General features: G+C 66.3%; 17 protein-coding genes. 6 read left to right on the top strand and 11 right to left on the bottom strand.

Annotated elements, in window-relative coordinates; genetic code table 11:
- The first annotated feature begins 42 nt into the window (after positions 1-42).
- Together QFZ46_RS14955 and QFZ46_RS14950 are read left to right on the top strand one after the other, a co-directional pair.
- Positions 43-936 (top strand): formylglycine-generating enzyme family protein, encoded by an 894-nt coding sequence (locus QFZ46_RS14955; protein WP_307364620.1) that lies wholly within the window; start codon positions 43-45, stop codon positions 934-936.
- Positions 937-1020: 84 nt separating this feature from the next.
- On the top strand, positions 1021-2520 hold the full coding sequence (locus QFZ46_RS14950) for an arylsulfatase (RefSeq protein WP_307362978.1): 1500 nt from the start codon (positions 1021-1023) through the stop codon (positions 2518-2520).
- Positions 2521-2640: 120 nt separating this feature from the next.
- Here the strand turns inward: QFZ46_RS14950 and QFZ46_RS14945 are convergent, their stop codons facing one another.
- Entirely contained in the window at positions 2641-4449 is a 1809-nt protein-coding gene (locus QFZ46_RS14945; protein WP_307364618.1) for a phosphoenolpyruvate carboxykinase (GTP), read from the bottom strand.
- A gap of 166 nt (positions 4450-4615) precedes the next feature.
- Here QFZ46_RS14945 and QFZ46_RS14940 point away from each other — a divergent pair, with 166 nt between their 5' ends.
- On the top strand, positions 4616-6058 hold the full coding sequence (locus tag QFZ46_RS14940; RefSeq protein WP_307362975.1) for a helix-turn-helix domain-containing protein: 1443 nt from the start codon (positions 4616-4618) through the stop codon (positions 6056-6058).
- Positions 6059-6083: 25 nt separating this feature from the next.
- On the opposite strand, the gene QFZ46_RS14935 is transcribed toward QFZ46_RS14940, so the two are convergent.
- The 8 genes from QFZ46_RS14935 to QFZ46_RS14900 all read right to left on the bottom strand — a co-directional run bounded on the left by QFZ46_RS14935 (position 6084) and on the right by QFZ46_RS14900 (position 15136).
- Complete coding sequence (locus tag QFZ46_RS14935) at positions 6084-8060, bottom strand: hypothetical protein (RefSeq protein ID WP_307362974.1); 1977 nt, start codon at positions 8058-8060, stop codon at positions 6084-6086.
- A 52-nt stretch (positions 8061-8112) separates the two neighbouring features.
- A complete protein-coding gene (locus QFZ46_RS14930; RefSeq protein WP_307362972.1) occupies positions 8113-8991 on the bottom strand; it encodes a carbohydrate ABC transporter permease in 879 nt (292 codons plus the stop codon).
- Positions 8988-9941, bottom strand: coding sequence for a carbohydrate ABC transporter permease (locus QFZ46_RS14925; protein ID WP_307362971.1), 954 nt, complete (start codon positions 9939-9941; stop codon positions 8988-8990). Before QFZ46_RS14925 ends, QFZ46_RS14930 begins: the two co-directional genes overlap by 4 nt.
- A complete protein-coding gene (locus QFZ46_RS14920) occupies positions 9938-11242 on the bottom strand; it encodes an ABC transporter substrate-binding protein (RefSeq protein WP_307362969.1) in 1305 nt (434 codons plus the stop codon). Before QFZ46_RS14920 ends, QFZ46_RS14925 begins: the two co-directional genes overlap by 4 nt.
- 37 nt (positions 11243-11279) lie before the next feature.
- The gene (locus QFZ46_RS14915) at positions 11280-12611 is read right to left on the bottom strand and encodes an FAD-dependent oxidoreductase (protein ID WP_307362968.1); all 1332 of its coding nucleotides are present in this window, start codon (positions 12609-12611) and stop codon (positions 11280-11282) included.
- The gene (locus QFZ46_RS14910; protein WP_307362966.1) at positions 12604-13422 is read right to left on the bottom strand and encodes an IclR family transcriptional regulator; all 819 of its coding nucleotides are present in this window, start codon (positions 13420-13422) and stop codon (positions 12604-12606) included. Before QFZ46_RS14910 ends, QFZ46_RS14915 begins: the two co-directional genes overlap by 8 nt.
- Positions 13423-13619: 197 nt before the next feature.
- A complete protein-coding gene (locus QFZ46_RS14905) occupies positions 13620-14693 on the bottom strand; it encodes a winged helix DNA-binding domain-containing protein (RefSeq protein WP_307362963.1) in 1074 nt (357 codons plus the stop codon).
- A gap of 35 nt (positions 14694-14728) precedes the next feature.
- The gene (locus QFZ46_RS14900; protein ID WP_307362961.1) at positions 14729-15136 is read right to left on the bottom strand and encodes a VOC family protein; all 408 of its coding nucleotides are present in this window, start codon (positions 15134-15136) and stop codon (positions 14729-14731) included.
- Between the two features lie 82 nt (positions 15137-15218).
- On the opposite strand from QFZ46_RS14900, the gene QFZ46_RS14895 reads away from it, so the two are divergent.
- Both QFZ46_RS14895 and QFZ46_RS14890 read left to right on the top strand, forming a co-directional pair.
- A complete protein-coding gene (locus tag QFZ46_RS14895; protein ID WP_307362959.1) occupies positions 15219-16181 on the top strand; it encodes a helix-turn-helix transcriptional regulator in 963 nt (320 codons plus the stop codon).
- Between the two features lie 4 nt (positions 16182-16185).
- Positions 16186-16836 (top strand): HAD-IA family hydrolase, encoded by a 651-nt coding sequence (locus tag QFZ46_RS14890; protein ID WP_307362958.1) that lies wholly within the window; start codon positions 16186-16188, stop codon positions 16834-16836.
- On the opposite strand, the gene murQ is transcribed toward QFZ46_RS14890, so the two are convergent.
- Both murQ and QFZ46_RS14880 read right to left on the bottom strand, forming a co-directional pair.
- On the bottom strand, positions 16829-17779 hold the full coding sequence (murQ, locus tag QFZ46_RS14885; RefSeq protein WP_307362956.1) for an N-acetylmuramic acid 6-phosphate etherase: 951 nt from the start codon (positions 17777-17779) through the stop codon (positions 16829-16831). The genes QFZ46_RS14890 and murQ overlap by 8 nt on opposite strands.
- A complete protein-coding gene (locus tag QFZ46_RS14880; RefSeq protein WP_307362955.1) occupies positions 17769-18668 on the bottom strand; it encodes an N-acetylglucosamine kinase in 900 nt (299 codons plus the stop codon). Before QFZ46_RS14880 ends, murQ begins: the two co-directional genes overlap by 11 nt.
- Positions 18669-18827: 159 nt before the next feature.
- Between QFZ46_RS14880 and QFZ46_RS14875 the strand changes: the two genes are divergently transcribed.
- A complete protein-coding gene (locus QFZ46_RS14875) occupies positions 18828-19685 on the top strand; it encodes a MurR/RpiR family transcriptional regulator (protein ID WP_307362954.1) in 858 nt (285 codons plus the stop codon).
- Positions 19686-19710: the final 25 nt, after the last annotated feature.

Below are 19710 nucleotides of genomic sequence, written 5' to 3'. Positions count from 1 at the left end.
CTCACACGTCACTACGCTGAAGCCGTGACGAGCATCCGCGATATGGTCCCCATCCCCGGCGGCACGTTCCGAATGGGTTCGGACGAGTTCTACCCGGATGAGAAGCCTGTTCATGAACGGGAAGTCGCGTCATTCTTCATCGATCGCTACGAGGTGACGAACAGGCAGTACGCGGAGTTCGTCGAGGCGACCGGCTACGTGACGGTCGCGGAGCGGGAACTCGATCCGGCTGCATTTCCCGGCGCGGACCCCGCCGAACTCGTCCCCGGGTCAATGGTGTTCACGCCGACGACGGGACCGACGGATCTGCACAACTGGCGCAACTGGTGGCGTTGGCAGCCCGGTGCGTGCTGGCGACGCCCGTTCGGACCCGACTCCTCAGTCGACGATCGAATGCAGCATCCCGTCGTGCACATCGCATTCGAGGATGCCGTCGCCTACGCCGATTGGGTCGGCCTGCGACTGCCCACCGAGGCCGAGCACGAGTACGCGGCTCGTGGCGGAGTGGACAGTGCCCGCTTCGCGTGGGGCGAGGAGGCATATCCGGACGGCATCGCCCAGGCGAACTCCTGGCTGGGGCACTTCCCCTACGACAATCAGGGCGTCGGCGATGCGGCCCCCGTCGGCTCGTACCCGGCCAACGGCTATGGGCTCTACGACATGATCGCCAACGTGTGGGAGTGGACCTCCGACTTCTATACCCCTCGGCACCTGCGGCTGTCGGACAAGCCGGTCGATGCGGGCAAACGCACGAACCTTCTTGCCGCAGCGAGCGCCCAGGAAGCATTCCCGGACATCCCGCGGCGGGTGCTCAAGGGCGGATCGCATCTGTGCTCGCCGGATTACTGTCTACGGTTCCGGCCGGCCGCTCGATCGCCGCAGGCCGAGGACACCGGGATGTCGCACATCGGATTCCGTCTCGCCCGAGATGAATGACCCCTCCTGGTTTTCCGGTTCCAGGCCTGCTTGAATCCGGCCGGGGCATCCGCCCGATCCGACCGGCCGAACCAAGGAGCGTCCATGTCCGAGAAGCCCAACATCCTCATCATCTGGGGTGATGACATCGGCATCACCAACCTGAGCACATACTCCGACGGCGTGATGGGGTATCGAACGCCGAACATCGACCGGATCGCCGCGGATGGCGTGAAGTTCACCGACTATTACGGCGAGCAGAGCTGCACCGCAGGTCGAGCGGCGTTCATCACCGGGCAGAATCCGTACCGCACAGGACTGACCAAGGTCGGGATGCCAGGGGCGAAGCTCGGCCTCCAGCCGGAGGACCCGACGATCGCCGATGCACTCAAACACCACGGCTACGCCACAGGGCAGTTCGGCAAGAACCACCTCGGTGATCGTGACGAGCACCTTCCGACGGCGCACGGCTTCGACGAGTTCTTCGGGAACCTCTACCACCTCAATGCAGAGGAGGAGCCCGAGCATCCCGACTACCCCACCGACGAGGAGTTCCCCGGGTTCAGCGAGAAGTTCCGCCCGCGTGGCGTCATCCACTCCTGGGCCGAGGAGGATGGCGCGCAGCGGATCGAGGACACCGGTCCACTGACGAAGAAGCGCATGGAGTCGGTCGACGAGGAGTTCCGCGATGCCGCATCGGACTTCATCCGCCGCCAGGCCGACGACGACACACCGTTCTTCGTCTGGTTCAATTCGACGCACATGCACTTCCGCACGCACACCAAGGAAGAGAGCAAGGGACGCGCCGGACGGTGGCAATCCGAGTACCACGACACGATGCTCGATCATGATGATGTCGTGGGGAGCCTGCTGGATCTGCTCGACGAACTGGGGTTGGCCGAGAACACGATCGTGATGTACTCCACCGACAACGGACCGCACATGAACAGCTGGCCTGACGCCGGGATGACCCCGTTCCGCAATGAGAAGAATTCCAACTGGGAGGGCGCCTACCGGGTACCGGCCATGGTCCGCTGGCCGGGCCACATCCCGGCGGGCACGACGCTGAACGGCATCGTGAGCCACAACGACTGGTTCGTGACGCTGCTGGCCGCGGTGGGCGACAGCGACATCGCCGAGCGTCTGAAGACCGGCACCGAATTGCACGGCAGCCAGTTCAAGGTGCATCTGGACGGTCACAACCAGCTCGAATACATCACGGGGGCCACCGAGCAGAGTCCTCGCCGTCACTTCTTCTACGTCTCCGACGACGGCGATCTCACGGCCCTGCGCTTCGACAACTGGAAACTCGTCTTCCTCGAGCAGCGTGCGGTCGGCACCCTGAGCGTATGGCAGGAGCCTTACATCGAGCTGCGGTTCCCCAAGCTGTTCAACCTGCGTACCGACCCGTACGAGCGTGCGGACATCACGTCGAACACCTATTGGGATTGGGTGCTCGATCACGTGTTCTTGTTCGTGCCCGCGCAGACGTACGTCGCTCGGATGCTGCAGTCCCTTGTGGAATACCCGGCACGGCAGGAGTCCGCGTCGTTCACGATCAACCAGGTGATGGCGAAGCTGGAGTCCACGAGCGGCAGCTCCTGACACCCCGAGTCCCTGTACTTCGCGGCGCTGGACGCGCGCAGAACGCGACGGCAGGATGACGGGACCACTCAGCCACGGGTCTGTCCCAGTCATCCCGCCGTCGCGGGTCTCATTGAGCGGCTACTTCGCCTGCGCGAGGCGGTACCGCAGCGAGGCGAGCTCAGCGCGGAGCGCCGCTGGCATCGTGTCGCCGAACGTGTCGAAGAAGTCCTCGGTCGAATCGGCTTCCTTCGACCAGGCATCCGCGTCCACGGCGAAGAGCTCGTCGAGGTCCTGCTGCGAGATGTCGAGCCCATCGACGTTGAGGTCTTCAATGAGCGGGAGCCGTCCGATCGGGCTGTCGCTCGCGGCGACCTCCCCGCTGACCCTGCGGATGATCCAGTCGACGACGCGCGAGTTGTCGCCGAAGCCGGGCCACAGGAATCGGCCGTCCTCGCCACGACGGAACCAGTTGACCTGGAAGATCCGCGGTGCGCGGTCGAATCGCAGTTGGCGGCCCACCTTGAGCCAGTGCGCGAAGTAGTCGCCCATGTTGTAGCCGCAGAACGGGAGCATCGCGAACGGGTCGCGGCGGAGTTCGCCCACTGTTCCCTCGGCCGCCGCGGTGCGCTCGGAGGAGATCGTCGAGCCGAGGAAGACACCGTGCGTCCAGTCGGTCGCTTCGACCACGAGCGGCACGTTCGTGGCCCGGCGACCGCCGAACAGGATGACGTCGAGCGGAACCGCCTCTTCCCAGTCGTCCGAGATCTGCGGGCACTGCGCGGCCGAGACGGTGAACCGTGAATTGGGGTGCGCCGCCGGACGACCTGAGTCCGGCGTCCAGTCGTTGCCCTCCCAGTCGGTCAGGTGCGCCGGAGGCGTGTCGGTCAGGCCCTCCCACCACACGTCGCCGTCCGGACGGAGCGCGACGTTCGTGAAGATCGTGTTGCCCCACAGCGTCTCGACGGCGGTGACGTTCGTGGACTCCCCGGTTCCAGGGGCGACGCCGAAGAATCCGGCCTCGGGATTGATGGCCCACATCCGGCCGTCCTCCCCCGGTCGGATCCACGCGATGTCATCGCCGAGGGTCTCGACCTTCCAGCCGGGGATGGTCGGGCGCAGCATCGCGAGGTTCGTCTTCCCGCACGCCGAGGGGAACGCCGCGGCGACGTGGTAGGCCTTGCCTTTCGGATCGATGACACGGATGAGCAGCATGTGCTCTGCGAGCCATCCCTCGTCACGGGCGATCACCGAGGCGATCCGCAATGCGAAGCACTTCTTGGCGAGGATGGCATTGCCGCCGTAGCCCGAGCCGTACGAGTAGACCTCGAGCGTGTCAGGGAAGTGCACGATGTACTTCTCGTCATTGCAGGGCCACTCGACATCGTTCTCGCCGGGGGCGAGTGGGGCGCCGACCGAGTGCACGGTCTTCACCCACGGAGCACCCTCGGCGATCTGACGGGTGACAGCATCGCCGACGCGCGTCATGATGCCGATGGATGCCACCGCGTAGGCGCTGTCGGTGATCTGCACGCCGATGTGCGAGAGAGGACCGCCGATCGCCCCCATCGAGAACGGCACGACATACATCGTGCGTCCGCGCATCGAGCCCTCGAAGATCTCGTTCATCGTCTGGTGCATCTCGGCTGGCGGCGCCCAGTTGTTCGTGGGTCCCGCATCCTTCTCGAGTTCCGAGGCGATGAACGTGCGCGCCTCGGTGCGAGCGACATCGCTCGGGTGCGAGCGGGCGAGGTACGAGCCCGGTCGCCACTCCGGGTTCAGCTTGATGAGCTTGCCCTCCGACACGAGTCCGCGCAGCAGTGTGTCGTTCTCGGCCTGCGATCCACTCACCCAATGAACGGACGCCGGCTGCGTCAGTGCACGGATCTCGTCGACCCACGCGACCAGCTCCGCCATCGCGGGGGTGTCATACGTCGGGACAGCGCCCATGCTGCGCGCCGCGGAGACGGCGGGAACGCGGGGTGTGAAGGTCTCGGCCATAACCATGTCTACTCCCTCGAAGAGTCGGTGTGTATGTCCATTCTCTGCAACATCAACCATGGATTCACGGCATTCTCGGCTATAAGAAACATGATTCTTTCGATATGCTCAAGGAATGAGCGGCTCCGGCATCCATCTCACGACTCTTGGTCATCGCATTCGCCACCATCGCGTGGCGAACGGCTTCACTCTCGACGAGCTCGGCGCGCAGGTCGGCGTCGCGGGTTCCCAGCTGAGCCTGATCGAGAACGGCAAGCGCGAGCCCAAGCTCTCGCTGCTGCAGGCGATCGCCCAGGCCACCGCGACAGATGTCTCCGATCTGATCTCCGGCGAGCCGCCCAATCGTCGGGCTGCGCTGGAGATCGAACTGGAGCACGCACAGGCGAGTCCGGTCTTCCGACAGCTCGGCGTCTCGCCGGTGCGGGTCTCGAAGGGCATGCCGGACGAGACGATCGAATCGATACTCGGCCTTCACCGCGAGCTGCAACGCCGTGCGCGCGAGGCCATCGCGACGCCCGAGGAGGCGCGCCGCGCGAACACCGAGTTGCGGTTGCGCATGCGCGCCCAGAACAACTACATCGGCGATATCGAGAAACTCGCCGAGAAGCAGCTGAAGGCCGCCGGGCACGTCAGCGGCGCCCTCACTCACCGCACTGTGAGCATCATGGCCCAGAAGCTCGGCTTCGAACTGCTCTACGTCAACGACCTGCCGCACTCGACGCGCTCGGTGACCGATCTGGAGAACAGCCGCATCTATCTGCCGCCGGCATCCATTCCCGGCGGTCACGGCCTGCGGTCGATGGCTCTTCAGGCGATGGCGCATCGGCTCCTGGGGCACACGCCGCCGACCGACTATGCCGACTTTCTGCAGCAGCGCCTGGAGATCAACTACTTCGCGGCGAGTTGCCTGGTGCCGGAGACCGCCGGTGTCGCCTTCCTGCAGCAGGCGAAGAAGGATCGGAACCTCGCGGTCGAGGACTTCCGTGACGCGTTCGGTGTCACGCATGAGGCGGCCGGGATGCGGATGACGAACCTGATGACCGAGCATCTCGGGATGAAGCTGCACTTCCTCCGCGTCGACGAGACCGGTGCGATCACCAGAGTCTATGAGAACGACGACCTACCCCTGCCCATGGACGTCACCGGCGCCGTCGAAGGCCAGCCGGTGTGCCGGAAGTTCCAAGCGCGGGCCGCGTTCACCCAGCAGAATCGCACGACAGAGCACCACCAGTACACGGACACTTCGTCCGGGACCTTCTGGTGCGCGACGCAGACAGGCGCGGCCAGCGATGGTGAGTTCTCCGTCACGGTCGGCGTCCCATTCGACGACGCACGCTGGTGGCGGGGACGTGAGACCACTGACCGCGCGGTGTCGACCTGCCCTGACGAGGCGTGCTGCCGTCGCCCGGCGCCCGATCTCACCGCTCGATGGAGCGCGAACGCTTGGCCGAGCGCCCGGGTGCACACGCACATGTTCTCACCGCTCCCCCGTGGCGCATTCCCCGGGGTCGACGAGAACGAGGTCTACACCTTCCTCTCCCGGCACGCGGCGGAGTGAGGGACCACGGGCGAGGAGTCCGGGTTCACCCGATCGAGTACCGGATTGTCGCCTGGGGCGGGTGTGCGATGCGCAGCATGTGCACCTGTCTGCTCCGATCCGCGAAGTAGTGACGATCGACCGGCGCGATCGCTGCGGAGAGCCTTTCGCTCCAATTGATCTCGAGCGAGATCCGCCCCCTGCGCACCTTCAGCCCCTTCGCCTGCGTCGTCACGCCGGCCTCCGCAGATTCCAAGTTCCCGCCTATCCAGGTGAGCCGGTCGGTCGTGCGCAGCAGCAGTGGAACCTGTTCGCTCGCATCGCTTGTCACGACCAGACGCTTCGTGATCGCATCGTCCTCGAGCACGGCAGCACCGGTCACATTGCCGAGCGTGGTGCGCCACGTGAGGCCGAGGTCGTGCACGCCTGCGACCTGCTCCGGCTCGACAGCGTGCCCATCGGCCGGATCGCCTTCGAAGTACGCCACCGCAAGGCTGGCACCCGCGTCGGTACCTCCGTTCGGAAGCACGGTACCCCAGCATTCGGTGTTGCTGTTGTGAGAGCCGTGCACGAACGTCCCGGACTCCGGATGCCAGATCAGGGACAGTCCGGAACGCACGAGGCTCGTGGAGGGTGGCCCGAAGTGCGCCATCGTGTAGATGCCGGGCCGACGTGCGAAGAGGAAATGCTGACCTTGCGGATCGCGCCGGAGCTCGGTGAACCGGTTCTGCGCGAGCACCGGCATCGCGGCGATCGCCGCATCTTTGTCCGCGCGGCTCGGATACGCCTCGCCGTACGGGATGTTCACCACTATTCGAGGATTCGTCTGCCCGCGCGCCTGAGGAAGGACGGGTTCCGCGGACTCTGCCCACGCCTCCCGCTGCACGGTGCGGTCTTCGATCGTCGTGTAGAACGCCCTCATCGCCGCGACATCCGGCGCGAATCGTGATCCGAGATCGCGCTGCTGCGGCTCGGTCGTGGTCGCGTCGAGGAACCACATCGGCGTGCGGGCGGAGCCGGCGGTGTTCGCGATGAAGCCCGCTCCGTCCGGTTCCCAGACGAGGTTGTAGCCCAACCAATCGGCCAGACGCTCGACCATTCCGACGAGCCCCGGCGCGTCCACCTGCTCGAGTATCTCGATCATCTCCGACAGTGTCACATTCAGGTTGTAGGCGATGTCCATTCCGAGAGGCTCGTAGAAGTACCCCGCAGGGCTCTGCCCGTTGGCGACGATCACGTCGATCCGGTCCAGCAGCAGGACCTGCAACCCCGGATCGGGGTCCAATCGCAGAGCGAGCGCTGAACCGGCCAGGCCCGCCATCGGCTGGTTCACGAACTCGATGCGCTCGGTCTGCCAGACACCGGTGTTACCCGGATCGAGGAACCATGACATCGCGCGGTGCAGCGCTCCCGAGATCTCGGTGCGAGTCTGCGGCAGCGCGTCGACGTCACGCAGATCCTCCAGCGTCTTGGACAGGTAGCCGAGAGCGAAAGCCGTGGCCGCGCGGGAGTGTTCGTCCGGCTCGTACTCGGGCCAGGAGCCGTCAGCGTGCTGAAGCCGCAGATAGTGATGGATCGCGGCATCCAGACGCGCGAGAAGCGCAGCGTCACCCGAGTAGGGATTCCACGGCCGCTCGTGCGCGTAGAACCACGCCAGCGTGCGCACATGCTCCTGGATGCGCGCGTTGAAGGGTTCGGCAGGCGTGCGCCACCAGCCGCCGCTCATCCATCCGAGAGCCGCCCCGTCATCGTCGACGATCTCGTTCACCATGGGTGCGAGCGTCGCCAGGTACGGAGCGAGTCTTTGCTCTTCGAGGGTGAATGCCCGCCGATCGGGCGCACCGGCCGGCAGCGGTGCGATCGGCGGCAGGCCACTCGATCCGACGCTCGACTGCGCGGCGAACGCGCTTCCGGTGCGCCAGTCCGGCACGACGGCCGCCAGCAGCACGCCCGCCCCTGCACCAGCCAGAAGTGCTCGCCTCGACACCTGCGCATCGCGCCAGCGCGTCACGTTCCCGGTCATCTTCGACCTCCCTTTCGTATGGGTGCGCCGACTGCCGGTCGCACCGGTTCGATCAACCCTTCAGCCCGCTCGCGAACCCCTTGATGATCGACTTCTGGAGCAGGAAGTAGACGATGAGGATCGGAACGATCGCCATGGCCATCCCTGCGAAGATCACGCCCCACTGGGTGGCGAACTCGCCTCGGAAGGCGAAGATCGCGACGGGGAGCGTCTGCTGCGAACTCCCTCCCACGTAGAGGAGCGGAGTGAGGAATTCGTTCCAGACGTTGATCGCCGAGAGGATCACCACGGTTCCCGTGATCGGCCGGAGCATCGGGAACACGATGGCGAGGAACGTCCGCACCACTCCGGCTCCGTCGACGTAGGCGGCTTCCTCGTACTCCTTCGGCATCGCCCGGAGGAATCCGGCGTAGAGGAAGACGGTAAGCGGCAACTGGCTTCCGATGCTGAAGATGATCACCGAGGTGTACGTCTGCAGCAGGTTCGCGTCGCGCATGAACTGATACAGCGGCACCATGCCCAGTTGCATAGGGATCATCAGACCGAGCAGGAACAGGACGTATGCGGCGTAGCTGAGCCTCGTGCCTCGCCGCGCGATCGTGTAAGCCGCGAAGGATCCGAGCACGATCAGAGCGGCGACGCTGATGACGGCGATGACCGTGGAGTTCAGGAGCGCCTGGTCCAGCGACGCCGATTCCCACGCGGTGGCGTAGTTGTCGAAGTACAGCCCGCGAGGAAGACCCAGCGGATCGTCCGCGACCTCGGCGGGCTGCTTCAGCGAGATGCTCAGGAAGACGTAGAACGGGAACGCGAAGGCGAGACCGATCAGGATCATGCCCATCTCCCCGAGGAGGCGGGGCCAGCGACCGGGGCGGTACCGATGGGAGGAGCGGCGGCTCGTCGCGGGCGATGCGGTGACCGTCGGGCTCATGAGTCCACCTCGAAACGGCGCAGGGCTTTCAACTGGATCATGGCGAAGGCGAACACGATCATCGTCAGCACGAGGGCGATCGCGGCGCTGTAGCCGAATCGACCCGAGACGAACGCCTCCTTGTACATGATCACCGAGAGGGTCTCCGTTGCGTAGCCAGGGCCGCCGCCCGTCATCGCGAACACCTGATCGAAGAGCTTGAGACTGCCGATGAGCGTGAGCGAGAGGGCGATCGTCGTGGCCGGCATGAGAAGCGGCAGGGTCACCGAGCGGAATCGCTGCCATGCACCGGCGCCGTCGATCGAGGCCGCCTCGTACAGTTCGGGAGGGATACCCTGAAGCCCGGCGAGATAGATCACCATCGTGAGCCCCGCGTTCTGCCAGATGATGACGGCGATGACGGATCCGAGCGCGATCGAGGAGTCACCGAGCCAATTCCGGGTCAAGAAGCCAAGACCGATCGACTCCAGCGCCGAGTTGAGCGGCCCCGTGGGGGTGAGGATGTACTGCCAGAGGAATCCGATGATCACCGGGGGCAGCAGGGCCGGCGCGAAGAAGAGGGTGCGGAGCGCATTCCTGCTGCGCAGCCGTGTATTCAACGCCGCCGCGAGCGCCAGCCCGACGACGGTCTGCACGAGTGTGCATGCGGCGGCGATAGTCAGCGTATTGAATAGAGCCGCCCGAGAAGACGCTGTCGTGAAGAGCGTGACGAAGTTCTCGAATCCCACGAAGGTGGGTGCCGCCCGCTGTCCGCTCCAGTCCGTGAACGCGAAGACGCCTCCGGCCACGGTCGGGTACAGCACCACGAGCCCATAGACCAGGAGCGCGGGCACGATGAAGAGATAGGGCACCTTCCCGCGGCGGCGTCCATGCGGCCGCACGATCCTGCCGGGAGCAGGCGGCGACTCCGTATCGCCTGCGCCCGCCTCACGCACGGGTGCGGTCGTCATCCCTCCCCCTTCTGATACTGGTCGTCGAGCAGACCGAGCAGGGTGGGTACGTCGATCTCGCCCGAGAGGAGCTGCTGCCCGGACTGGAGCAGGGTCTGCTGGGTGTCGCCGTTGGGCCAGAGATAGTTCGCATAGGGAGCCGTCCGGCCTTCATCCACGAGCGGGAGCACCGGATCCAGTGGGGAGGATTCGACCTCTGCACCCTCGCTGATCCCCGGCAGCACGCCGAGTGCGGACGCGTACGCTTCGACGTTCTCCGGCTGCGCCAGGAACTCGAGCAGTTCCTTCGCCTTGTCGATCCGAGGGGATGACGCGTTCACGGCCACGAAGTCCGGCGCTGTCGGGAGCAGAGTGGACGACGCATCGTCATTCGCGGGCATCGCGAAGACCCCGAACGCGTCCTGACCCTCACCGGCGTAGTCGTAGAGCTGCGGAAGCCCGGCGGAGACCAGCATCGTCATCCCGGCGTCACCTCGAGCGAGCGCCTGCTGCGCCTGGTCGGCGGGCACGCCGAGTGAGTCGGGTGTGAAGTACCCCGATAGCGCCAGCAGTTTGTCGAACACCTCCTGCCACGCCGGCTCGTCGGCAAAGCCGGTCTCCCCCGCCCGCATCTGGGCGTCGATATCGGACTCCGGCCCGTAGACCAGCGTCCCGGCGAGCGCATAGACGAAGAACTGGAGGTAGACGCCGCCCGTCAGACCGGCCGCTATCGGGGTCTTCCCCGCCGCCTGAAGCGCATCGCAAGCGGCGATGAGTTCTGTCCAGGTCGTGGGAGGCTCGAGCCCGAGCTCTTCGAACACCTCGATGTTGTACGCCATCACGATCGAGTTGCGGCCCACCGGATAGGCGACGAGTGTTCCGTCGGCCTCGGCGAGCACGCGCGTCCCGTCGTCGATGCGCTCGGCCCACTCGGTGTCGCTGAGATCGGCGAGCTCGCCCTCCGTGCCGAGCACGCCGGCGGATACCGGGCTCGAGAACCCCGGCGAGACGCGGATCAGATCCGCTGCCGTTCCCGAGGTCAGCTGCACTCGAAGCTGCTGGTTAAGCTCTTCGGCCGCGGCGAACGACGGGTCGACGGCGGTCCCGCTCTCCTCTTCGAACGCCTCGTAGAGCGCCTCCAGCCCGGTGTTCTGCTCCGGGCTGGTGTACGTCGTGATGGCGCCTCCCTCACCACCATCGCCCTCGCCGGTGTTGACGAAACCGCAGCCGCTGAGCACGACGACGGTCGCGAGCGCGAGGGCTCCGGCGGCGAGCGGACGAACACGGCGGCCACGCAATCGGCGGATGATCCTTGTGTTCATGGTGTCTCCTTCGTTGGGTACACGCACTGCGTAGTGCTTATCGGGGCAGAGGGACCGCGTTCGCCTGCGCGGCGGAGAGCGGCTCGACGTCGACGTCACCGGGGATGATCGCCCCGAAGCGCCGCAGCTGGGTGTGCAGCGAGGTGATGGGCACGTCTTCGATCGGGGTGTCCTGCTGCACGGAGAGCGCGGCGAGGGCACCGGCGGCCTGCCCCATCGCCATGCAGGACGCCTGTACGCGGTACGCCGAGTTCGCTTCCTGGTCTCCTGCGACCGACCGTCCGGCGACGATGAGCGAACCGGGCGCACCCTGGGGAAGCATGGCCGACCGCGGGATGGAGGGGATGACTCCGTAATCGAGGCGCCGGATGTCGATCCCGTCTCCGTCCGAGCGGTGGACGTCGATCGGGTAGAAGCTGTACGACACCGCGTCGCTCCATTCCCGTCCTGACCGGTAGTCATCGACGGTGATGGTCCGGACGCCCTCGATGGTGAAGGTCTCCCGCACTCCCGTCTCCGTCGCCCAGGACTCCACGAAGAGGTCTTCGAGACCCGGCTGACGCTTGAGGAAGCGGTAGATGCGCAGCAGCGCCTTGCGACCGGCCAACTCCGCCTCGGTCCGGTCCACGCTCGTTCCGCCGTGGATTCCGGTCACGTGGATCGCGTTCTCCCCCCGATGACCGAGGAACTTGCGCAGCGGACGCTCTGCGGACTGGAAGTCGGCCGCATGCAGTTCGCCCGTCTCGATCGCGCGTTGGTACGCACCATCGAGTGCATCGAGGTCGATCCCGTGCAGCGTCGAAGGGTCGTACCCACCAAGACGCACCATGATCGTTCCCGGCTGCTTCTCCGCCGTGCTGAGGCGCTTCAGGCCGGCATGCGCGACGACATCGGCGTCGCCGGTGCTGTCTACGAGGCGCAGAGCGCGCACCTCGTGCAGGCCCTCTTTGCTGCACAGGACGACCCGCCAATCCGACCCTGTCCACTCGACGGCCGCGATCATCGTGTGCAGCAGCAGATCGACACCGGCGTCGATGACCGCCTGATCCGCGAGCGCGGCGTATATCGCGGCGTTCACGCGGACCTGGAGCCGGTAGTGCGGCAGATCCCATCTGGTGAAGTCGGGCAGGTCTCCCCCGCCGACCTCCACGGCCTGCCGGACGAGTTCCCAGCCGAAACCGCTGATGATCTGATGCCCCCATGCGTGGAACAGACCGGGCAGCGAGACTCCGGCCACCGTCGTGGTTCCTCCGAGCGCGCCGTTCTTCTCCACGAGGCCCGTACGCAGACCGAGTCGCGCGGCCTGGATCGAGGCCGAGATTCCCGCCGGTCCGCCGCCGACGACGAGGACGTCGAGGGTGTCACGCATCTGCACTCTCGCCCGTCTCCGAATCGGCCGGAGCACCGAGCATGCGCGACAGCTCCGCCGCGGCCGCGACCGTGGCCTCACGCAGGCGCTCCTCGTAGTCATCGCTCTGACGTGCTGTCGGGTAGCCGACGCACATCGCCGCGACGGTCCGGCCGCTGTGATCGAGTACGGGCGCGGCGATGCCGCACACGCCGGCGACCTCTTCCTCGTGGTTGGTGGCGAAGCCGGCACCGAGCACCGTGGCGAGCTCCCGATCGATCACGGTGCGATCGGCATCTGCTGATGCGCTGTCGAGTACGCGGTCGCGCTCATCCTCTGCCATCCCGGCCAGAAGCACCTTGCCTGCCGCAGTGTGCAGCAGCGGATGGATGGGAGACGCGGACGCAGGCATGGCGCTCGGATTGATGTTCAGCAGTTGGGGGCTGACCAGCACCGCGATGTCGACGCGTCGCCCGTGCTGGAGGGTCGCCAGATGCACCGTCTCGTTGCTGTGCTCCCACAGTCCTCGAAGAATCGGAGCGGCGACGGCTCCGAGGTCGTGCTGCAGGGTGTACGTGCGATTCAGCTCGAAGAACCGGGGGCCGAGGACATAACGCCGGGTGGAGTCGATCTGCGCCACAAGACCGTGCACCATGAGCGCGGTCAGCAGGGTGCGCCCGGTCGAGGCGTGCAGCCCGGCAGTCGCCGTCACGCTGGAGAGCGGCGCGCCGGCGGGACCGGCGGCCGCGATCGCCTCGAGCAGCGCCACCGTCCGGTCGATGGACTGGATCGGACTCTTCGCGACGCTTGTGTCTGCGGACTCGTCGCGCATGGCATCCATCATTTGTTCCTCACGCCTTTGTTCGAGAATGTAGAACTAGATTGCATAATGTAGTGAGAAGTTATCAAGAGGCGCAGCACGATGCAACCCCCGCCGACATGATTCACGACGCAACGGCGCGCCGGAGCGACACTCACAGAGCTCGCGATAGGTGACCTGCCGGGTGAGGCGACAGACGCCGGGCGGGATCAGCCTGCGATGAATGCGGCGTAGCGGTGAAGTGCCGCGTAGACGTCGATCCCACGGGCCGCACCGTCGGCGAGCATCTCCGGCACAGGGCCGTCGGTGTGCCGTCCCACTGCTGTGGAGTGCCGCCACGTTCCGACCACGACGCCATCGGCGATGATGATCGGCCGCACCATCCCGTTCTTGCCGGGCCCGATCGCGGCCAGGAGCTCTGGCGGACAGGCGATCGTGCGGTCGGAGTACGAGATGTAGTACTCCTCGAATGATCCGAGGGCGACGACGGATGCCGCAGACGCATTTCGTCGGGGCATCGAACTCGCGACGAACATCCCGTCGTCGATCTGCCGGATGCGCTCGTCGTCGACGGATGCCGCGGCCGCGGCCCGTGCAGCACCGAGAGTCACGCCCGCCCACCACGCGAAGTCTTCGGCAGTGGCCGGGCCATGTCCGACGATGTAGCGTACGAAGAACTCCGAAGCCGGGTCGCTCGGCGCGGCTGATTCGGCGATGTGCTCCTCGGTGAGCACGAACTGCTGATCGCGCGAGACGCCGCCCGGTCTCGGAACGACCGGTCCCTGACAGATGAGGCCGCGCAGAGCGAGGTTCTGCACGGCGAACAGGCCTCGCTGTCCGCTCGGCTCGATGCCGGCCTTTTCCAGCACATCGAATAGTTCGAGACGGGTGAGTCCGTTGCCGCCGCTCAGTGCACGCCTGATGACGCGCTCGGCGGTCGCGAGTTGGTCGTGGCCGAGGCCGAGCTCCCGGTAGCGCGGCGCCGCCTTCTGCAACTGTCGCTCCCCGGTGACGCTCAACATCCAGGCGAGATCTTCGGCCGCGATGATGTGCAGCGTGCCGCGCTGCGTCCACGCGCGCACGAGCGTTCCGCGATTGAAGAGCCGGTCGACAGCGCTCAGCTCGGGCGCGCCCGCCGCCCGAGCGGCGAGCGCCCAACGCCCCGCCCCGAAATCCTGCGCCTGAACCGCGAGCATGTGGCGCGCAGCATCCGCCACCGAACGTGCCGGAGCCGTGAGCCGGTGGGAGCGCAGGCGTGCGGTGCGGAGCGTATCCGGATCCATGACCCCATACTGCCGCGTGCCGCAGACGTTCGGCATCAATCCGCGACGTCGAACATCTCCTCGTAGTGCTCGTTTTTCATGACGCCGAGAACGTTGCCGAACGGATCAACGACGGAGGCGGTGATGAACCCCGGTCCACGTTCGATGGGCGACTGGTACGACGTCGCGCCACGGCCGAGCAACTCGGCATATGCGGCCTCGACATCGTCAACCGCCCAGTGAGCAATCGCTCCGCCGGCCGCATCGGGCGTTGATGGTGCGAACCGAGCGTCGATCAGCCCGAACTCGGTCTCCTTGTCGCCGAGTCGCCATTCGAGGTAGGCGGGAGATCCTTCCAGGTCTCTGCGGAAGTACGGCGCGGTCTGAAACAGTTCGCTGTACCAATTCTCGGCGGCGACCATGTCGACGGCGTAGAAGTTGAGAGTTGCGATTCCTCGGAACATGTTGCGTCCTTTCGTGTTGTTGAGACCACTCTTCTCTTCAAAGTGCTCACCTTTTGACTACTTTGTTTGCGAGTATCGAGATATGCGTGCAGACCGCTTGATCTCAGCCCTTCTCTACCTGCAGGGACAGCCGCGAGTGACCGCGCGCGAACTTGCCGAAGAACTGGAAGTGTCAGTGGCCACGGCTCGTCGTGACCTCGAGGCGCTGTCGACAGCCGGCATCCCGGTCTATCCCCAGCCCGGACGCCACGGAGGTTGGGCGTTGCTGGGTGGCGCGCGCACCGATCTGACCGGTCTGAAGTCCGGAGAAGTCCAGGCCCTCTTCCTGCTGCTCGGACCGGTCGTCGCCGCGGACCCTGAGGCGACTTCAGCGCTGCGCAAGCTCACAGCTGCGCTGCCTTCCACTTTTCGAGCCGATGCCGAAGCCGCTGCAGCGGCGACCGTGAACGATCGTGGCCGATGGGGCGCTGACAGCCCAGCATCTGTCGCGCACTTGACGCTGCTCCGTGAGGCGATCGTCGCGCGCCGTCGCATCCGCCTCGCCTACAGCGGGAGGAACGGTCAGTCCGATCGTGTGGTCGAGCCGTGTGGTGTGGTGGAGAAGGGCGAGAACTGGTACCTCGTCGCCGATACTCCGCGTGGCCGGCGGACATTTCGCGTCGACCGCATCATGTCGCTCGAATCCATCGACGAGCACTTCGAACGTCCATCGGATCTGAACCTCGACGAGATATGGCGCAGCATCTCCGACGAGGTCGAGGACCACCGCAGCGGCGAGCACGCGATAGTGCGGGTCGCCGCCGAGCATGTCGACGTCCTGCGCGCTCAGTTCGGTCGGCATTGTCATCTCGTCAGCGAGGAGGACGGGCACGCATTGGTCGACGTCGCGGCGTCGACTCCCCTCGACATCGCTCGATGGTTGGCCGGCTGGGGCTCACAGGCGGACGTCGTGGAAGGTGACGCCGTCCGATCGGAACTGGTCAGGCTCGGTGAGGAGCTCGTGCGCAGCCACGGACGAACGGGACTCGGCGCCGGGATAGCCTGAGTGCATGACGACGACCCTCTCCGCACGCGCCGTTCTCCTCGACATGGACGGCACGCTCGTCGACTCCACCGCGGTGGTCGAACGGCTCTGGCTGGAGTGGGCGGCACTACACGGACTGGAACGCGATACGGTGCTCACGACCGTTCACGGACGCCAGGGCTGGCAGAGCATGGCCATCCTTCTCCCCGAGCGCGACCATGAGATCAACCGTGAAGAGAATCAGCGGATGCTGGCACGCGAGAGCGCCGAGACAGCTGGAGTCGTCGCCATCCCAGGTGCCGCCGAGCTGCTCACGGCGTTGCAGGGCATGCCGCACGCGATCGTCACCTCGGCGGACGTCGCACTGATGACGGCACGGATGGGCGCGGCGCAGCTGCCGATCACCGAACTCGCGATCACCGCCGAGCGGGTCTCACGCAGCAAGCCCGATCCGGAGGGCTTCCTGCTCGCAGCATCCGCCCTGGGCATCGATCCCGCCGACTGCGTCGTCTTCGAGGACTCCGGTGCCGGAATCAAGGCCGGAATCGACGCCGGGATGACGGTGATCGGCGTCGGTCCGCACGCGCCGTCGTTCTCACCGGCGCATCACGTCGACGACCTCACCCGGATCTCTATCGTGCCCGCAGGCGACGGATTCGAGATCCGGATCAGCTGAGCGCGGAGATCGCCTCGCGCAGGATGCCGTCCGCCTCCGCCAGCGCGACTGTCGCGCGTTCCGCATTCGCACCGGTTGCGAGGATCAGCAGCGCGAGTTTCACTGAGCCGTCCGCGGTGCGCAGCGCCGTCGCAGCCTCGTCGACACCGACTCCGGCAAGCTGCGAGACCGTGCGCACCGACCGTGCGTGCAGCTTCTCGTTCGTGGCGAGCAGGTCGACCATGACGCCTCGGTAGGTCTTGCCGAGCTTGATCATCGACAGCGTCGTGAGCATGTTCACGACGAGCTTCTGCGCGGTCCCCGCCTTGAGTCGAGTGGAGCCGGAGATGAATTCCGGCCCGGTCGCGACCTCGATCGCGATCTCAGCGGCGGCGCCGATGCCGGAGTTCGGATTCGACGCGATCGCCGCCGTCAGCGCGCCGATGCCACGAGCGTATTCGAGGCCGCCGATGACGTACGGCGTGCGTCCGGATGCCGAGATGCCGACTACTGTGTCGAGCTCGGTCAGTTCCAGTTCACGCAGTGATGCCTCGGCGGCATCGGCGTCGTCCTCGGCGTTCTCGACGGCCGAGCGGATCGCGGTCTCGCCTCCTGCGATGAGGCCGACGACCATGGAGGGATCTGTACCGAACGTGGGCGGGCACTCGCTGGCATCGAGCACGCCGATGCGTCCTGCCGTACCGGCGCCGATGTAGATGAGTCGTCCGCCACGGCGGAAGCGCGCGGTGATGCCGTCGATCGCGCGCGCGATCTCGTCCGCACGCTCGGCGACAGCGAGCGGCACGCGCTGATCCTCGGCATTCATCCGGCGCACCAGCTCTGCCGTCTCGAGCAGGTCGAGATCGCCGCGTTCGGTCGTCGATGCCTCGGTGGAGAGCGCGGACAGCGCTTCGAGGAGCTCGTTGAGGCGGGTGGTGTCATTCGGCGGAGTGTCATTCGGCACGGTGTACGAACCTTTCATGGGGCATGTCGGTACGGCGCGCAAGGAGCGCAGCGCCGTCAAGGGCGTCGCCGACGGCGGGCACGATCGTGCGGCCGGCGGCCGTGAGTGCGCGTTCGAGCTCGGCGCGGAACCAGGAGTGATCGGTGAGACCGCCATGGACGGCGACTTCGAGAGCGCGATCGGATGCCGCGACGGCGGATGCTGTGAGCAGCCGCACCGCCTCGGCGACGACGTTCGCGGCGACTGCGTCACCAACGGCGGCCGCATCGAGCACGAGTGGAGCGGCAGTGGCCAATTGACGAGCGGTCGGGATGTCGCCGACGAGCCAGGTGATGGGATCCAGGGCCGGTGCGATGTGAGCGCGGAGAGCTTCACTGAGTGCGGTTGGGGGGCCGAGCCCATCGCGCGCACGCAGCATCGCGCGGACGCCTTCGCGTCCGATCCAGGAGCCGCTGCCGAGGTCGCCGAGGTCGGGCCCCCAGCCGTCGACGAGCCGTACACCGTCAGCGTCGACTCCGAGAGCTGCGGCGCCTGTGCCGGCGATCAGCAGCGTGCCAGGCGCGCCCTGCAACGCCCCGGCATGCGCGCTGACGACGTCAGAGGTGACCGCGACGTGCGCGCCGATCGCGTCGGCGAGGGTGCGAGCGAGGGCAGCCGCGGCATCCGGCGCCGTCCAGGCCCCTGCCGCGCCGACGCCGATACTGTCGATGCGCTCCGTCTTCTCGAGCAGGGGCAGGATCGCGGCGACCGCAGCGGCGATGCCATCGGCGGCGACGAGACCGGGTGTACCGGCATCCGTGCGCACCGTACGTCCGTCGGCGCTGATCATGGCAACCCGGCAACGGGTCTTACCGAGATCGACAGCGGCTGTCATGGGCTCGATCGGCATCTCTCAACTCTCGCATCGGCTGCTCTGCGTGAAGGCTCAACGGCTCTGCGTGACATCACGGAAAGAGTCTACAGCCAGCGTAGACTTGTTGAAAAGAATTTACCTGCGAGCGAAGCTGCTCCCAGGACATACTGTAATCCCCTACCCCGAGGAGCACGGATGAGCATCCAATCGACCATCGAAGCAGCTGCCTCGACGCTTCCGCCCTCGCTTGCCCGCATCGCCGCGGTCGTCCGGGAGAACCCATCGATCGTCATCGACATGACGATCAATGAGCTCGCGCAGGAGTGCAGCACGTCTGTGGCTTCCGTCGTGCGATTCTGCCGCGCCATCGGCCTCAGCGGCTACGCCCCGTTGCGCATGGCACTCGCGACCGAACTCGGCAAGGAGGCTGCGCAGTTCTCGCCAAGAGGGGCGTTCGGATCCGAGATCTCAGACGAGGATTCTCTGCGCGAAGCAGTGTCAAAACTGGCGGCCCTCGAGCTTCTCGCCATCGAGGAGACCGTCGCCCAGCTCGACTTCGAGGTGCTCGACGCCGCGATCTCCGACATCGACGGTGCCGAGCGAATCCTGCTCTACGGCATCGGTGCCAGCCAGTTCGTCGCCGAGGACCTCGCCCACAAACTGCTGCGCGTCGGCCGCAACGCCCACGTGCTCACCGATCCGCATGAGGCGATCGCCGCGACTGTGCTGAACGCGGGTCCGACCGTCGCGATCGGCTTCTCGCATTCCGGCACCACCAGCGAGACGGTGCGCTTCCTCCGCACCGCTGGAGGCAATGGCGCCTCGACGATCGCCGTGACATCGGCGAAGGGCTCACCGCTCGCTCACGCCGCCGACCATGCCCTGTTCACGGAAGTGCGGGAGTCGACGTTCCGCGCCGGCGCCATGGTCAGCCGCATAGCGCAGCTCACCCTCGTCGACTGCTTGTTCGTCGGCGTTGCGAAGCGTCGCTTCGCCGAGACCGTGGATGCCCTGCAGCGCACCCGCGAGGCGACTCGCGCTCTGCGCGATTGACCACCCCGCAACCCGCCGACTGAGA

The organism is Microbacterium murale, assembly GCF_030815955.1.
Classification (GTDB): domain Bacteria; phylum Actinomycetota; class Actinomycetes; order Actinomycetales; family Microbacteriaceae; genus Microbacterium; species Microbacterium murale_A.
This window is presented reverse-complemented; position numbering and strand designations above follow the sequence as displayed.

What these genes read in the sequence shown, in the direction of transcription:
- QFZ46_RS14955 (WP_307364620.1), top strand. Translation starts at nt 43, where the DNA reads ATGGTCCCCATCCCCGGCGGCACGTTCCGAATGGGTTCGGACGAGTTC.
- QFZ46_RS14950 (WP_307362978.1), top strand. Translation starts at nt 1,021, where the DNA reads ATGTCCGAGAAGCCCAACATCCTCATCATCTGGGGTGATGACATCGGC.
- QFZ46_RS14945 (WP_307364618.1), bottom strand. Translation starts at nt 4,449, where the DNA reads ATGGGCGCTGTCCCGACGTATGACACCCCCGCGATGGCGGAGCTGGTC.
- QFZ46_RS14940 (WP_307362975.1), top strand. Translation starts at nt 4,616, where the DNA reads ATGAGCGGCTCCGGCATCCATCTCACGACTCTTGGTCATCGCATTCGC.
- QFZ46_RS14935 (WP_307362974.1), bottom strand. Translation starts at nt 8,060, where the DNA reads ATGACCGGGAACGTGACGCGCTGGCGCGATGCGCAGGTGTCGAGGCGA.
- QFZ46_RS14930 (WP_307362972.1), bottom strand. Translation starts at nt 8,991, where the DNA reads ATGAGCCCGACGGTCACCGCATCGCCCGCGACGAGCCGCCGCTCCTCC.
- QFZ46_RS14925 (WP_307362971.1), bottom strand. Translation starts at nt 9,941, where the DNA reads ATGACGACCGCACCCGTGCGTGAGGCGGGCGCAGGCGATACGGAGTCG.
- QFZ46_RS14920 (WP_307362969.1), bottom strand. Translation starts at nt 11,242, where the DNA reads ATGAACACAAGGATCATCCGCCGATTGCGTGGCCGCCGTGTTCGTCCG.
- QFZ46_RS14915 (WP_307362968.1), bottom strand. Translation starts at nt 12,611, where the DNA reads ATGCGTGACACCCTCGACGTCCTCGTCGTCGGCGGCGGACCGGCGGGA.
- QFZ46_RS14910 (WP_307362966.1), bottom strand. Translation starts at nt 13,422, where the DNA reads ATGCGCGACGAGTCCGCAGACACAAGCGTCGCGAAGAGTCCGATCCAG.
- QFZ46_RS14905 (WP_307362963.1), bottom strand. Translation starts at nt 14,693, where the DNA reads ATGGATCCGGATACGCTCCGCACCGCACGCCTGCGCTCCCACCGGCTC.
- QFZ46_RS14900 (WP_307362961.1), bottom strand. Translation starts at nt 15,136, where the DNA reads ATGTTCCGAGGAATCGCAACTCTCAACTTCTACGCCGTCGACATGGTC.
- QFZ46_RS14895 (WP_307362959.1), top strand. Translation starts at nt 15,219, where the DNA reads ATGCGTGCAGACCGCTTGATCTCAGCCCTTCTCTACCTGCAGGGACAG.
- QFZ46_RS14890 (WP_307362958.1), top strand. Translation starts at nt 16,186, where the DNA reads ATGACGACGACCCTCTCCGCACGCGCCGTTCTCCTCGACATGGACGGC.
- QFZ46_RS14880 (WP_307362955.1), bottom strand. Translation starts at nt 18,668, where the DNA reads ATGCCGATCGAGCCCATGACAGCCGCTGTCGATCTCGGTAAGACCCGT.
- QFZ46_RS14875 (WP_307362954.1), top strand. Translation starts at nt 18,828, where the DNA reads ATGAGCATCCAATCGACCATCGAAGCAGCTGCCTCGACGCTTCCGCCC.